Annotated in this window: 16 protein-coding genes and 1 tRNA gene; 5 read left to right on the forward strand and 12 right to left on the reverse strand. The window is 62.7% G+C overall.

The features are described 5' to 3' along the window. Positions 1-42 precede the first annotated feature (42 nt). The 6 genes from BLS48_RS13750 to BLS48_RS13775 all read right to left on the reverse strand — a co-directional run bounded on the left by BLS48_RS13750 (position 43) and on the right by BLS48_RS13775 (position 7878). Entirely contained in the window at positions 43-3837 is a 3795-nt protein-coding gene (locus BLS48_RS13750; protein ID WP_091578359.1) for a vitamin B12-dependent ribonucleotide reductase, read from the reverse strand. Positions 3838-4482: 645 nt separating this feature from the next. Next, on the reverse strand, positions 4483-4794 hold the full coding sequence (locus BLS48_RS13755) for a PilZ domain-containing protein (RefSeq protein WP_091578360.1): 312 nt from the start codon (positions 4792-4794) through the stop codon (positions 4483-4485). Between the two features lie 111 nt (positions 4795-4905). Further along, positions 4906-5394: an NUDIX hydrolase gene (locus tag BLS48_RS13760; protein WP_091578362.1), complete on the reverse strand. Its 489-nt coding sequence runs from the start codon at positions 5392-5394 to the stop codon at positions 4906-4908. A 210-nt stretch (positions 5395-5604) separates the two neighbouring features. Continuing rightward, positions 5605-6105, reverse strand: coding sequence for a xanthine phosphoribosyltransferase (gene gpt, locus BLS48_RS13765; protein ID WP_091578522.1), 501 nt, complete (start codon positions 6103-6105; stop codon positions 5605-5607). Between the two features lie 114 nt (positions 6106-6219). Then, positions 6220-7053: a universal stress protein gene (locus BLS48_RS13770; RefSeq protein WP_091578363.1), complete on the reverse strand. Its 834-nt coding sequence runs from the start codon at positions 7051-7053 to the stop codon at positions 6220-6222. Between the two features lie 81 nt (positions 7054-7134). After that, a complete protein-coding gene (locus tag BLS48_RS13775; RefSeq protein WP_091578365.1) occupies positions 7135-7878 on the reverse strand; it encodes a competence/damage-inducible protein A in 744 nt (247 codons plus the stop codon). Positions 7879-8027: 149 nt separating this feature from the next. On the opposite strand from BLS48_RS13775, the gene BLS48_RS13780 reads away from it, so the two are divergent. Together BLS48_RS13780 and BLS48_RS13785 are read left to right on the forward strand one after the other, a co-directional pair. Then, positions 8028-9041, forward strand: a complete 1014-nt coding sequence (locus tag BLS48_RS13780) for an alpha/beta fold hydrolase (protein ID WP_091578366.1) — start codon at positions 8028-8030, stop codon at positions 9039-9041. A gap of 54 nt (positions 9042-9095) precedes the next feature. After that, a complete protein-coding gene (locus tag BLS48_RS13785; RefSeq protein ID WP_091578368.1) occupies positions 9096-9377 on the forward strand; it encodes a hypothetical protein in 282 nt (93 codons plus the stop codon). Positions 9378-9542: 165 nt separating this feature from the next. Here the strand turns inward: BLS48_RS13785 and BLS48_RS13790 are convergent, their stop codons facing one another. The 4 genes from BLS48_RS13790 to BLS48_RS13805 form a co-directional block, all read right to left on the reverse strand. Continuing rightward, positions 9543-9782: a DUF2188 domain-containing protein gene (locus BLS48_RS13790; protein ID WP_091578370.1), complete on the reverse strand. Its 240-nt coding sequence runs from the start codon at positions 9780-9782 to the stop codon at positions 9543-9545. Between the two features lie 29 nt (positions 9783-9811). Next, positions 9812-10090, reverse strand: a complete 279-nt coding sequence (locus tag BLS48_RS13795; RefSeq protein WP_091578371.1) for a DUF982 domain-containing protein — start codon at positions 10088-10090, stop codon at positions 9812-9814. 62 nt (positions 10091-10152) lie between these two features. Further along, a complete protein-coding gene (locus BLS48_RS13800) occupies positions 10153-10470 on the reverse strand; it encodes an SH3 domain-containing protein (RefSeq protein ID WP_091578373.1) in 318 nt (105 codons plus the stop codon). Positions 10471-10600: 130 nt separating this feature from the next. Continuing rightward, positions 10601-11704, reverse strand: a complete 1104-nt coding sequence (locus BLS48_RS13805) for an NADH:flavin oxidoreductase/NADH oxidase (protein WP_091578375.1) — start codon at positions 11702-11704, stop codon at positions 10601-10603. Positions 11705-11859: 155 nt separating this feature from the next. Between BLS48_RS13805 and BLS48_RS13810 the strand changes: the two genes are divergently transcribed. Both BLS48_RS13810 and BLS48_RS13815 read left to right on the forward strand, forming a co-directional pair. After that, positions 11860-12438 carry an NUDIX domain-containing protein gene (locus BLS48_RS13810; protein ID WP_091578523.1) on the forward strand — a complete coding sequence of 193 codons (579 nt, stop codon included), beginning with the start codon at positions 11860-11862 and terminating at the stop codon, positions 12436-12438. A gap of 116 nt (positions 12439-12554) precedes the next feature. Continuing rightward, positions 12555-12917 (forward strand): hypothetical protein, encoded by a 363-nt coding sequence (locus BLS48_RS13815; protein WP_091578376.1) that lies wholly within the window; start codon positions 12555-12557, stop codon positions 12915-12917. Between the two features lie 208 nt (positions 12918-13125). Here the strand turns inward: BLS48_RS13815 and BLS48_RS13820 are convergent. Then, positions 13126-13211 (reverse strand) — tRNA-Leu (locus BLS48_RS13820). Between the two features lie 286 nt (positions 13212-13497). Continuing rightward, the gene (locus BLS48_RS13825) at positions 13498-14163 is read right to left on the reverse strand and encodes an outer membrane protein (protein ID WP_091578378.1); all 666 of its coding nucleotides are present in this window, start codon (positions 14161-14163) and stop codon (positions 13498-13500) included. A gap of 135 nt (positions 14164-14298) precedes the next feature. On the opposite strand from BLS48_RS13825, the gene BLS48_RS36565 reads away from it, so the two are divergent. After that, positions 14299-14433 carry a hypothetical protein gene (locus BLS48_RS36565; RefSeq protein WP_280142526.1) on the forward strand — a complete coding sequence of 45 codons (135 nt, stop codon included), beginning with the start codon at positions 14299-14301 and terminating at the stop codon, positions 14431-14433. The last annotated feature ends 69 nt before the right edge of the window (positions 14434-14502 follow it).

Consider the following 14502-nt stretch of genomic DNA (forward strand, 5'->3'; position numbering starts at 1 on the left):
CATCATTCGATGCGAGCCCCTCTTAAATAAATCAAAATTTTCTCAGCTGCACCCGCTCGTGGCACCGCACGTATCGCACTTCTCGCAGGTCCCATTCCGCACCATCGTAAAATTCTGGCACTCGGAGCAGGAATTGCCGGTATAGCCCTGCAGCAGCGACCTGGCGCGGCGGTCGGCGGCGAGTTTCTTCGCTTCGGCCGCCTCAACAGCTGCGGCGTCGGTGAACAGCGCCGCCGTGGCGTCCGAAGCCTCGGAAGCAGCACCCGCCGCTCCCTCGAAGGCGATCTCCTCCGCCAGTTCCTTCGCCCGCTCCTCATAGTCGCGCTTGTAGGCGACCGCCTCGTCGCTGGCCGGTTTCAGCGCCAGCACGTTGGAGCCGGAGAAGGCGGTCGGTGCCGAGCGGGCAGGGGCGCCGGAGGGTGCCGAACCGGCAAATCCCTTCGGCTCGCTGCCGCTCACCCGCGACACCAGCTTCACCGGCGAACCACGGGTCAGGCCCTTGGAGACGGCGTCGGTCTTGCCTTCGCTGATGTTGCGGCCAAGCGCGGTGTTGGAGAAATCCGACTGGTCGACATGGGCGAGGTCGTTGCGGCCGAGATAGGAGATGGCAAGCTCGCGGAACACGTAGTCGAGGATCGACGTCGCGCTCTTGATGGCGTCGTTGCCCTGCACCATGCCGGCCGGCTCGAACTTGGTGAAGGTGAAGGCGTGCACATATTCGTCGAGCGGCACGCCATATTGCAGGCCGAGCGAGATGGCGATGGCGAAGTTGTTGAGAAGGCCACGCAGGGTCGCGCCTTCCTTGTTCATGTCGATGAAGATCTCGCCGAGGCGGCCATCATCATATTCGCCGGTGCGCAGGAAGATGGTGTTGCCACCGATCTTTGCCTTCTGCGTGTAGCCCTTGCGGCGGCCGGGCAGCTTTTCCTGCTCGCGCGACACGCGCTCGATGATGCGCTCGACGATCCGTTCGGTGATCTGCACCGCACGCTGCGCGGCGGGCGCGGCGATCAGCTGCTCGACGGCTTCGTCCTCCTCGTCCTCGCCATCGGCGAGCAGCGAGGAATTCAGCGGCTGCGACAGCTTCGAGCCGTCGCGGTAGAGCGCGTTGGCCTTCAGCGCCAGCTTCCACGACAGCATGTAGGCGCCCTTGGCGTCTTCCACCGTCGCATCGTTCGGCATGTTGATGGTCTTGGAGATGGCACCCGAGATGAAGGGCTGCGCCGCCGCCATCATCTGGATGTGGCTGTTGATCGACAGTGAACGCTTGCCGATCTTGCCGCACGGGCTGGCGCAGTCGAACACGGCAAGGTGTTCGGCCTTGAGGAAGGGCGCGCCTTCCAGCGTCATGGCACCGCAGACATGGATGTTGGCGGCCTCGATATCCTTCTTGGCGAAGCCGAGCGCCGGCAGCATCTCGAACGAGAAGTCGTTGAGCTGCTCGTCGGTGAATCCGAATGTCTCCTTCACCCAGTCGGCGCCGAGCGTCCACTGGTTGAAGACGAACTTGATGTCGAAGGCCGACTTCAGCGCCGCGTTGAGCGCCGCGATCTTGTCGTCGGTGAAGCCCTTGGCCTTGAGCGAGCCGGGATTGACGCCGGGTGCCTGGTTGAGATTGCCGTGGCCGACCGCATAGGCCTCCATCTCGGCGATCTGGGCTTCCGAATAGCCGAGCGTGCGCAGCGCTTCCGGCACGGCGCGGTTGATGATCTTGAAGTAGCCGCCGCCGGCCAGCTTCTTGAACTTCACCAGCGCGAAGTCGGGCTCGATGCCGGTGGTGTCGCAATCCATGACCAGGCCGATCGTGCCGGTCGGCGCGATCACGGTCGCCTGCGCATTGCGGTAGCCATGTTCCTCGCCGAGCTCGATGGCGCGGTCCCAGGCGGCTTTCGCATGCTCGGCAAGCGCCTGCTGCTTGAGGTCGGAAGCGACCAGCGGCACCGGGTTGACGGCCAGCTTCTCGTAGCCGTCCTTGTCGCCATAGGCGGCGCGGCGATGGTTGCGCATGACGCGCAGCATGTTCTGCGCGTTGCGGTCGTAATCGGCGAAGGCGCCGAGTTCGGAAGCCATCTCGGCGGAGGTGGCATAGGCGGTGCCGGTCATGATCGCGGTGAGTGCGGCGCAGATGGCGCGGCCCTCGTCGGAATCGTAGGGAATGCCCGACGTCATCAGCAGGCCGCCAATATTGGCATAGCCGAGGCCGAGCGTGCGGTATTCGTAGGAGAGCTTGGCGATCTCCTTCGACGGGAACTGCGCCATCATCACCGAGATCTCGAGCACGATGGTCCACAGCCGCACGGTGTGCTCGTAGGCCGATATGTCGATGGTGCCGTCCGCGTTGCGGTAGGGCAAGAGGTTGATCGAGGCGAGGTTGCAGGCGGTGTCGTCGAGGAACATGTATTCCGAGCACGGGTTGGACGCCCGGATCGCACCGGCGGAAGCGCAGGTGTGCCAGTCGTTCATCGTCGTGTTGAAATGCAGGCCCGGATCGGCCGACGCCCAGGCGGCGTAGCCGATCTTTTCCCAGAGATCGCGCGCCTTCAGCGTCTTCAAGACCTTGCCGTCCTTGCGGGCGGTGAGGTGCCAGTCGGCGTCATCCTCGACGGCGCGCAGGAAATTGTCCTTCAGCGACACCGAATTGTTGGAGTTCTGGCCCGAAACCGTGAGGTAGGCGTCCGAATCCCAGTCGGTGTCGTAGGTCTTGAACGACATCGAGGTGTAGCCCTGCTTGGCAAACTGGATGACGCGGTAGATGTAGTTCTCCGGCACCGCGTCCTTCTTGGCCAGCTTGATCTCGCGCTTCAGCGCGGTGTTGATCGACGGGTCGAAGCAGTCGTCGCCATTGCCTTCGCAATTGACGCAGGCCTTCATGATCGCTTCGAGATGCTTCTTGACGATCTTGGAGCCGGTCACCAGCGAAGCGACCTTCTGCTCTTCATTGACCTTCCAGTCGATGAATTCCTCGATATCGGGATGGTCGGCATCGACGATGACCATCTTGGCGGCGCGGCGCGTCGTGCCGCCCGACTTGATGGCGCCCGCGGCGCGGTCGCCGATCTTGAGGAAGCTCATCAGGCCGGACGAGCGGCCGCCGCCGGACAGCTTTTCGCCTTCGCCGCGCAGCAGCGAGAAGTTGGAGCCGGTGCCCGAGCCGTATTTGAACAGGCGCGCTTCACGCACCCAAAGGTCCATGATGCCGCCCTCGTTGACGAGGTCGTCCTGCACGCCCTGGATGAAGCAGGCATGCGGCTGCGGGTGCTCGTAGGAGGATTTCGACTTGGTCAGCTTGCCGGTGAACGGGTCGACATAGAAGTGGCCCTGGCTCGGGCCGTCGATGCCGTAGGCCCAGTGCAGGCCGGTGTTGAACCATTGCGGCGAGTTCGGCGCGACGCGCTGCGTGGCCAGCATGTAGGCAAGCTCGTCGCGGAAGGCGCGCGCGTCTTCCTCCGACGCCTTGAAGTAGCCGCCCTTCCAGCCCCAATAGGTCCAGGTGCCGGCCAGCCGGTCGAAGACCTGGCGGGCGTCGATCTCGGAACCGTAGCGCTCGGCTTCCGGCAGCTTGGCGAGTTCCGCCTCGTCGGCGACGGAGCGCCACAGGAAGGAGGGGACGTCGTTCTCCTCGACCTTCTTCAGGCGCGCGGGGACGCCGGCCTTGCGGAAATACTTCTGCGCCAGGATGTCGGCGGCGACCTGGGAGAACTGCGCCGGCACGTCGATATTGTCGAGGCGGAACACCACCGAGCCATCCGGATTCTTGATCTCCGAAAGCGCCTTGCGGAATTCGATCTCCGCGTAAGCCGATTGCCCTTGCTTGGTGAAACGCCGCTCGATGCGCATTGGTCCTGTCCCTTTTGTCTATATATAGCGCTTTTCCCCGGGGATTTCTGCCCCCAATGCGAAACGCGCATGTCCGCCGTCCGCCGGCGTTCGAAAACGGCCGGCTCTCCATTTCGCAGCCTTCGTCCGCCCTGCTGGTCAAACTCCTTGCGAAGCGCCTGTCCAACTCGCCGACGAACCCCACGGGTCCCTCAAAACTGATTTTTTTCGATTCCCTCAACCGAGGGAAATTCACACTATCTAGCGTCGAACCTAGCTGCAAACACTAAATATAGTATTAACAGACAATTTATTCCAGTCCGACAATTCTCCCTATCGTCCCCCAAGCCGCCCCAATTCCAACGCTTCCGCCGGCCTCGTAAACAGGCGGAAATGCGGGAAAAAACTCACATAATCCGGGAAAAAGACCGGGCTCAGAACTTTCCGGTCGCGCTCTCAACAGGAGCACATGGCCTATAAAAGGCGACTCGTTTTGCGCCGTCAAGGATTCGTTTGCGTAGCTTTTGTGACCCCAACATCTTGTGTGTCACATATGTGGATAACGGGGAAAGAATTGCGGTGCGGCGATGGCGATTTGCCGCCGGCGGTGCATGTGCGGCCGACGATCCAGCCGAGGCGCGAGCTTGCCAAGCTCGACCGCCACGTTCAGCCGTAATGCAGTCTGGGTTTTGGTTCGGTGCCGGTGAACCGCACCCCGATCCGCTCGTTGCGGCGCCAGCGAACCTCGCAGCGATAGGCAATGCCGTCGACCGGCACATAGAGCAGAAAGCGATCCGGCACCCTGGCTTCGACCGTAATCTTCAGTTCGGCGCCGCCTTCATGCTGATTGCGCAGCGTGCAGCTGACTTCCGAATTCGAAATTCCGGTGATGATGGCGCCACCCTTGAGCACACGCTGGCGGTGTTCGCGCCGGGGCTCATCGGATTCGTCCGGAACTGGTTTTGCAGGGGTTGCCATCGATGAATTTACCAAAGCTACCGAATCGTATTCCTGATTCGTTAGCAAAGCATTCACGTTGATGCGTGTCTTGCCTGGCAATCCAATGCAGCGCGACCGCCTGACGTAAGGTCAGGGGAAGCTGTGCGGGTCGGCGCAAAAATAGGCGATGATCTGGCAAAGGTCGGGTTCGTTGATCATGCGCACAGCTTCGCTGGAACTCACCCATTTGCGGGTGCGGGAGCGCTTTTCCTTCCAGCGGTCGGCGATCTTGTCGACTTGCAGGGGAAACACAAGAACTTCACACGGGACTTCTTCGCCGGAAGCCAACACCTTGGCGTAGAAGTAGCGGCCGGCTTCGAGATGCGACACACTTCCGCGCAGTCCGGCTTCCTCGCCGGCCTCGCGCGCCGCGGCCTCGCAGAGCGGCTCCCTGGCCTCCGGCCAACCCTTGGGAAGCACCCAGCGACCGGTATCGCGGCTGGTGATCAGCATGACCTCGACGCCGTTCCCGGTATCGCGCCAGGGCAAGGCGGCAACCTGCAGGCGGCACGGCGCCGTGCCGAAGAGTCGTCGGACCCTTTCGGCCAGATGATTGTGCGTCGTTGGCCTCGTCAACATCGGAGAAGCTAGCCCCAGCCTCCAGAATCGTTTGCCGTCTCACGAATCTTACGGCCAATTGTCGGCAATAAAAGTAAAAACTTTCACTTATCTCGCCGATTACCGCCAATAGACGTCGATTCCGCAAAATATCCGGCCTGCCGGGACCATCTGCGAAAGCAAATGATGCCCAACGGCGGCAGCTGATCTGGAACAGGCAGGGGTTACGAATCAGCCGGCGTGGTCGTCGGCTATCGGCTTCTGATAGGTGAAGCCCATGTCCCATGGAAAATAGATCCAGGTGTCCTGGCTGACTTCGGTGACGAAAGTATCGACCAGCGGCCGACCCTTCGGCTTGGCGTAGACGGTGGCGAAATGCGCCTTCGGCATCATCGCGCGCACGATTGCCGCCGTCTTGCCGGTATCGGTCAGGTCGTCGATGATCAGCACGCCGGCGCCGTCGTCAGCCAGCAACGCCGGCGTCACCTCCTTCAGCACCTGCAGCTGCCCCTGGCTGGTATAGTCGTGGTAGGAGGCGACACAGACCGTCTCGATGATGCGGATGCCAAGCTCGCGCGAGATGATCGCCGCGGGAACCAGGCCGCCGCGGGTAATGCAGACGATCGCTTTCCATTGCCCCTTGTTGGTGCCCGCAAGCCGCCAGGCGAGCGCACGGGCGTCGCGATGGAACTGGTCCCAGGAGACCGGAAAGGCTTTTTCGGGAAGGGACATTTCGCGCACTCCGCAGCGCGCAAGTGCCGCGCGCAAGAAAACAGGGGAATGCGCGCGGAATTAACTGGAAAGCCTTGGCCTTGGCAAGGGCGGGCCTGAGCGATCGCTGTGGACTTAGCGCGACAGGAAGGCTGCTATCGGCGCCGTGCGCAGCACAGTGCGGGTTACCCCGCCGAACAGAAGCTGGCGCAGCCATGAGTGACTGTAGGCGCCGAGGACCAGCAGATCGGCGCCGGTCTCGGTGATCCGGGTCTGGATGAGGTCATCGACCGAACTGCCGCCCGATCTCTGCACCGAGACGCTGACATTGGCGCCGTGACGCGACAGGGCGGAAGCGATTTCGGCGCCGGCGGCCTCCGGGCTGTCGTCGAGCATGTCCGGTGGGTCAATGACCAATATGTCGGTTTTCTCAGCTTCGATGATGAAGGGCAGTGCGTCGAAGGCGGCGCGGGCCGCTTCCTTGCTGCCGTTCCAGGCGAGCAGCACGCGCTTGAAGGTGGTGATCAGCGGGCCCGCATGCGGCACCACCAGCACCGGCCTGCCGGCGTCGTAGACCAGCGTGTCGACATCCGCGCTCGAGTCACCGCCCGTCTCGCGCTGCGCGGCGATGATCAGATCGGCGGCGCGGACGGTCGAAATGCCGGTCAGCGCGCTGTCGCCCGAAAAACTCTCCAGGCTGCGCCACTCAAAAGAAAGGCCGGAATTCTCGATATACTTGAGAAAAACGGCCTGCAGCTTCTCGGCCCGCTCCCGGTTCATGTCAGCCGAGACCTGCAGGAACTCGGTGTCTGGAAAGCCCGTTGCCGAGGTGTAGGGCACCGGAAGCGTTTCGGCATGGATGCCGATCAAATGGCTCTCGAACCGGCTGGCGAGCGGAATGGCGCAGTCCAGCACGCGCTCCGCGTCCTGTTCATTCTGCAGAATGGCGACAATAGTCTTGAATCGCATGGTAATCCCTCGGTTTACGGGCGATCGAACTCGCGCGGACGAAACGTTGCGGCGTCGTGCTTGGTTCCGGGCTGCACCGGATCAGCCGGGATTGCCGGCGAAGCCGGCCACCATTGCCTCGACATCGGCGCGCGCCGCGTCCAGCGCGTCCTGGCTGCGGGCACGCACGACCAGTTCGGTCCAGAACTTGCCATCGCCATATTTCGGGTAGGAACCGATGATCGTGTCCGGATGCGCTTTCTGGATGTCGCCCAGCGGCCCGCCGATGAGGCCTTCGCCGAACGGACAGTGCACGGTTGCCGACAGCATCTTGGTGCCGGCCTTCAGCGTCGGCACGACATTGTCGAGCATGGCCTGGAAAATCGACGGCACGCCAGCCATGACATGAACATTGCCGATGCGGAAACCGGGCGCGACGGACACCGGATTGACGATGAGGTCGGCGCCGCGCGGCATCCGCGCCATGCGCTTGCGGGCCTCGGTGTATTCGATGCCGCGCGCGGCATAGCTTGCCTCCAGCAAGGCATAGGCCTTGGCATCGTATTCGCAAGGCACGCCGAAGGCCTTGGAAATCGAATCGGCGGTGATGTCGTCGTGGGTCGGGCCGATGCCGCCTGTGGTGAACACATAGGTGTAGCGCGCGCGCACGGCATTCACCGCCGCGACGATCTCGTCTTCCTCGTCCGGAACGATGCGCACCTCCTTCAGGTCGATGCCGATCGCCGTCATGATGTCGGCGAGATGGCCGATGTTCTTGTCCTTGGTGCGGCCGGAGAGAATCTCGTCACCGATGACGAGCATGGCGGCGGTAACGATTTCGGGCATGGAAGGCTCCGGAGGAACGGGTCCAAGTCAGATAGCGCGCCATGGCTGCGGCCGCAATGCCACCCGAAACGGGCGGCGTCCGTTTCGATGCAAGGTTGCGGCACGACCGGATGCGGCTAAGCTCGCGCTGGTTCTGGTCCGGGTGAACGATGCTGTTTTCGATTCTGTTGTGGCTGCTGGCCGTGCTCTTCCTGCTGGCGGTCCTGGGGATCGCCAGTCTGGTGCTGGCGACGCAGTGGATCGCGGCGAAGGCCGAAAGGCTGGTGCCGCCGGTCGGAAAATTCATCGAGATAGACGGCAACCGCATCCACTATGTCGATGTGGGCGAGGGGCGGCCGATCGTCTTCCTGCACGGGCTCGGCGCCCAGCTTCATCATTTCAGGTCCACCCTGTTCGGGCGGTTCGATCCGGGCTACCGGTTGATCGCGCTCGATCGCCCAGGGTCGGGCTATTCAGTGCGGGCGAGCGGCGCCACCGGCCGGCTGCCGGAACAGGCCGAGATCGTGCGGCGCTTCATCGAAACGCTGCGGCTGGAAAAGCCGCTGGTGGTCGGTCATTCCCTGGGCGGCGCCATCGCGCTGACCCTGGCCGTGGAACACCCCGAGGCGATTTCCGGCGTCGCCTTGCTGGCGCCATTGACCCATCTGGAAGATGGCGCGCGCGAAAAGTTCGGCCCGCTCTATATTCCCTCACGGCTGCTGCGCCGGGTCATGGCCCATACGATGGCGATCCCGACAGGCCTCAGATATGCGCGGCCGACAATGGAATTCATCTTCGCGCCGCAGGTCCCGCCCGCCGACTACATGGTCGCGGCAGGCGGGTGGCTCGGGCTCAGGCCAGCCCATTTCTATGCCACGTCATCGGATGTCGTGGCGATCGAACGCGATCTCGGCCGTATCGAGGGCCGCTATGGTGAGATCGCCCTGCCGGCCGGCATTCTCTTCGGGGCCGCCGATCGCGTCATCGACATCCGCATCCATGGCGAGCCGATGCAGGAAAAGATCGAAGGGCTCGATTTCGAAGCTGTCGACGGTCTCGGCCACATGCCACAGTTCGTCGGGCCGGAACGGGTCATTGCCTTCATCGAGCGCATTGCAGCCCGCGCGTTTTCCACCCGGACATCACCGCGGCCTCACGACAATTTCACTGAACCATTCGACTGATGGCCGGGTTTACCCCGTGTCGCACCCAAGGCGACAAAGATACGGAGTAATTCAATGTACACGAAACTTCTCGCAGCATCCGTTCTGACGATCGGTCTCGCCACATCGGCGATGGCGCAGTCGTCGGACAGCACCTATTCCAACCACCACAACTGGCTCTTCGGCAACGAGGATTCCGCGACCGCCGACACCACCACCACCGGCAGTATCAATGGCGATCGCTCCGGATTGAACAGCCTGGGCAATCCGGGGGCCGTCGGGCCTTGTGCCTCCAACACGGCCGGCCCCGACGCCAATGCCGGACTGAACGTCAACGATCAGTATTGCGGCAAGTAGTCAGAGCACGATCCCGAAAAGTGCGGACCGGTTTTCGGGAAAGACCATGTTAAAATAAACGGACAAAGCCCGCGGGGTGGCCGCTGGCCGCGGAACGTCTTCTCTCCGGACGTCCGCGGTCGGCGCCCTGGCTGTGCGTCGCCGAAACTGGTCGCCGATCCAAATTCAGTCGGAGATTTCTGTCTGCGGCCGGTCCCGGCCGTCGGCCAGTTCGTCGTGCCATTTGCCGTCGGCATCCTCGTACTGGATGCCGTCAGTGGCCCCGGCGACCTGCTGCTCGGCCGAAGCGATTTCGGCGGCGCGCAATGCGTCGTGATGGGTGGGGAACGTCTCCGAGAAGGTCGCTCCGACCTTGTAGGCCCAGCCGCCGTCATGCTCGACGATCTTGTAAGTCAGCTTCGCCATGAAAACCTCCGGTTGAAAGGTCCGCCTGCTCAATGCAGCCGGTCGTCAGGCAGTCTGTCGTCGGGCACCAGCACTTCGGATTCCTTGGCGGCTTCAATCAGCGCCCGGCGCGCATCCGCTGTCGAACGATAACCTTCCAGCACTTTGAGGCAAGTGTCGAGGGCATCACGATGTCGCTGGCCGCGATTGAGCGGCCAAACCGTCATTAGACACTCCGCCGCCTCCTGGGTGCTGCGGATATGGCGATATTTGCCGACATGGCCGAGCTCGACCACGACTGGCGTTTCGAAAGGTTTTTTGTCCATCATGGCCGCAACGCAAAGCAGCCAATTTGGTTGCAACCATGTCCTTCAGCCTGCGCCCAAACGTCTCAGTAGCCGCAATCGTTGCGCAGCCAGCGTGCGTTTGCCCAGCCGGTCGTGCCGCCGATTTCGACCTTGTACCAGTTGCCGCGCCGGTCGAAGATCTCGGTATGATCGCCATTGAACAGCTGTCCGATCATCCGCGACGACGAATTCGGCCGTGCCCGCACGGCGAGAAAACCGCTTCCCGTGGCCAGATTGTAGTAACGGGAAAGGCCGTGCACCGTGCCCTCGCAATATTGCGCGCCGGCCGGCGTCGATGCGCCGATCCAAAGCCCGGCCGCAGCCGTCAGCGCTGCAACCGGCAAGAATGTCCTGAACGACATAGTTTCCTCCCAAGCCTGGCCGCGCCCGCCGCAGCCTCACCCAACGTAACAGTTCACGGACAAAATTGAAGCCGTGCAATCTTTCCAGAACCACGGGCAGGGCCACGCCGGGGTCGGGAGAACGGGCCGGTCAGCCCGCCGCCCTCATCCAGTGCTGCATCGTGGTCACCGAACGGGCAAGCTGCGGCGCCGGGTGGATTTTCTCGTTGAACGTGGCGGCCGCGCGCCATCCCCATCGCGGGTCGGCCAGGAAGGCACGTGCCAGCGCCACCATGTCGGCGCGGCCCTCGGCAACGATTGCCTCGGCCTGCTTCGGGTCATCGATCAGCCCCACCGCGCGGGTCGGAATGCCCGCACCCTTGCGCACAGCTTCCGCCAGATGCACCTGGTAACCGGGGCCGGTGGGCAATTTCTGCAACGGCGAGTTGCCGCCACTCGAGCAGCAGAGATAGGCGACGCCGACGGCCTTCAACGCCTTTGCCACCTCGATCGCGTCTTCAACGTCGAAGCCGCCGTCGACCCAATCCTTCACCGACAGTCGCGCGCCGAGCATCAGGTTTGGAACAGCTTTCTTCACTGCCTTGGCGATCTCTACGACCAGACGCATGCGGTTCTCCAGCGAGCCGCCCCAGCGGTCGGTACGCTGGTTGGACAATGGCGAGAGGAACTGGAAGATCAGGTAGCCATGCGCGGCGTGCAGCTCGATGAAGTCGAAGCCGGCGCGCTCGGCCCGCCTTGCCGCTTCGGCGAACCGTTCGATGAGCTGAAGGATTTCCTCGTCCTCCAGCGCTCGCGGTACGTTCCAGCCGGTGTCGTAGGCGATGGCCGAAGCCGAAACGGTCTGCCAGGGATCCTCGTTTGGCTGCAGCGGCCCACCGCCCTCCCATGGCTTGCGGTTCGAGGCCTTGCGGCCAGCATGGGCAAGCTGGGTGCCGAACCTGGTACCGGGAGCAGCGACGCGCCTGGCCGCGTCCAGCGCCCGGCGGGCGCCCGCCTCATTGTCTTCGGAGTAAAGGCCGAGGCAGCCATGCGTGATGCGCCCGCGCCGCTCGACATCGGTCATCTCGACGGTGACCATGCTGGCGCCGGACATGGCAAGGTTCATCCAATGGTAGAGGTGCCAGTCGCTGGCCGAGCCGTCTTCGGCGGAATACTGGCACATCGGCGCGACGGCGATGCGATTGGGGAAGGTGAGGCCGTCAAGGGTGATCGGCTGGAAAAGCGATGCTGTCATGAAAAAAAGGCTCCGGGAGGGGTAAGCCGTTATCTAGGCAATGGATCGAAAGCGCGCCAGACACGAGACGGTGAGACGTCCTTTTTGGACCGATTGCCTGCATTGCGCAAATGCCGGTTCGCGGCTACGCCTCGACCAATAGCATGGAGACCATGATGGAAGATCGCGTTCGCATTCGTTCGGAGGAGGTTCTCTCCGACGACTGGGCCATCCTGAAGAAAACCGTCCTCGACTATCGCCGGCGGGACGGACAGTGGGAGACGCAGATTCGCCAGACCTACGATCGTGGGGACGGCGCGGTGATCCTGCCTTACGATCCTTCGCGGTCGACCGTGCTTCTGGTGCGCCAGTTCCGCTATCCCGCCTACGTCACGGGCCATCGCGAGCCGCTGATCGAGGCCTGTGCTGGTCTGTTGGACGAAAACGATCCGGAAACCTGCATCCGCAAGGAGGCGGAGGAAGAGCTGGGCTACCGGCTGAACAACGTGGAGCGGTTGTTTTCGCCTTACATGAGCCCGGGCAGCGTCACCGAGCGGCTCTGGTTCTTCGTCGCCCGCTATTCGCCCGCAGACCGCATCTCGGCCGGCGGCGGAGCGCCTGAAGAGGGCGAGGACATCGAGGTTCTGGAAATGCCGCTCGACGAGGCGCTGGCCGGCATTGCCGATGGCCGCATCATCGATGCCAAGACCATCATCCTAATCCAGCATCTGAAGCTGAACCCCATCCCTGCCTGAATCCCCGGTTTGTTCCACGCTCCCGGCTTTCGGCCCGTTGCCGACGATTTGACTCAGAGCAATGCAGCATCGGGTAGCCGGCCGTAGAGATCGGGTTCAACCGTAGGGACTTGGACATGATTTTTCATGCAACGACCAGAAGCGCCGCGCTCGGCACGGTCGTCTCCATTCCAGCCATGGGAGCCGCTGCAGTGGAGAGGACTTCTGCCGCAAACTTGAACGAAAGCCCGATCCTGGCTGGCTTTCGGCGTTGGGAAGCGCTCAGGAATTCGATCTCTTTTGGCATTTCCGACAACGATCTGGAGCGTGTCCACAGGTGCATGTCCGAGATCGTGGAAACTATGTTCTCAATCCCGGCCACAACCACCCATGAATTCGCGGCGCAGTTCATGGTCGTTTGCAGCGGCGACGAGATCGAATACCGGCGGGCTGCCCGCGAACTCCATGCTCACGCGCAAACCCTGGTCGGTATGGCGTGACTGTGAGCGGGACACACCGCTGATTGAACGGCCATCGCGTCTGATGTCTTCGTGACCGGCCTTGCGCCCCCTCCAACTCACGGAGCGCGCGGCGACCCCGGGCACACCCTGTTGGTATCGCAATGCTCGACATGTGACGGCTGCGCCGAAAGCACCGTCACTTCCAGGCTGTCTGGAAGTCGAACCGACATGTTGCAAATCGCGGTTGTGGTGCGGACGACGGGAATCGAACCCGTACGATCAGAGATCGAGGGATTTTAAGTCCCTTGCGTCTACCAATTCCGCCACGTCCGCAGGCCAGCCCTTTTCAGACGCCAGACACAGGCCGTCAAGTCGTGATCTTGGCCGCGCCTGAACGCGCAAACCAGACCGTGGGGCGTGGTGATGCTGGCGTGATCACGGAATTACGCGCGCCGCAGGAACCGCTATGATGTCGGTCGGCGGATCGGATCCGCCAAGGCCGGCGCTTCTCAGGCCCAACCCATTCCCCCGCCTACTGGGGGCGTCGGCCGCTCCTTCCACTGAGATAGTTCATCGAGCTGCGGCCGTGGCCGGTTACGTCACGCTGCCGGCGCGAGGTTCAGAACTTGTAGCTCAGGTTGATGCCGACCGTGTTCAGCTTCACATTCTGATCTAGATCGACGAAGGGATCCGGCGTGTCGTAGTGCTCGGAGCCGAAATCGTAGTAGCGATATTGCGCGCCGACGACGAACTTGTCGGTCAGCGCGTAGTCGACGCCGGCACCCACGGTCCAGCCGACATTGGTGCGTGTGGTGGAGAACGCCGAACCTACGGCTTGCGAGGTTTCGATACCGGCAAAGGCGATGCCGCCAATGCCATAGACCAGCAGGCGATCCATCGCATATCCGGCCTTGGCGTTGACCGATCCGAACCATTTGATGTCGGTGCCGAACGTGTTTCCCGGGGCTATTTCGGCCGTGCCGTTGATCGAGGAATAGTTGAGGTCTGCCTCGGCGCCGAGCACCGCCTGGTCGAACTGCCACAGGCCGGCGACATGGCCGCCGACGAACCCGCCGTCGATGTCGGGCGAGACGGAAAATGGCCCGCCATCTGTCCCTGATATATCGGATTGGCCCCAGCCATAGCCGGCCTGCAGACCGGCATAGTAGCCGGTCCAGTCGAAGCCGGGCGCGGTCATCGGCACATCGACTGCCGGGTCGGCCGCGAAAGCCGGCACGGCCAGAGCGGCAAGAAAACCGGCACTTGCGACCATCAGGCGACGCATCAAACTCCCCGAAAGAGGATTCAGAAAGGTCCTTCCACGGAAAGTAACGCGATTTGCGCCAAAACGGAATCTTATTTCTGACTCTGGTAAATATCGCCCGCCGCGCCGGCATCGGCAAGGCGAGGACAGGCGGCATTGTCGCGGCTGGTCGAACCCATACTCGGCGGCGAGGTCATGATCAGCGGTATTTTCGCCAGGGGCGAACTGAGGCGCCTGGCGGCGCGGATTTCGGCCGGAAAGGCGAAAGTCACGGTCGACGTGAAGGAATAGCCCTCGTGAAGGCGGGGTGAGCTTCGTGAAGAAGCAAGCAGGCCTCGAGCGATCCACTGTTTGGCGCTG

Origin of the sequence: Mesorhizobium qingshengii (assembly GCF_900103325.1) — a bacterium.
GTDB classification, from domain to species: Bacteria; Pseudomonadota; Alphaproteobacteria; order Rhizobiales; family Rhizobiaceae; genus Mesorhizobium; species Mesorhizobium qingshengii.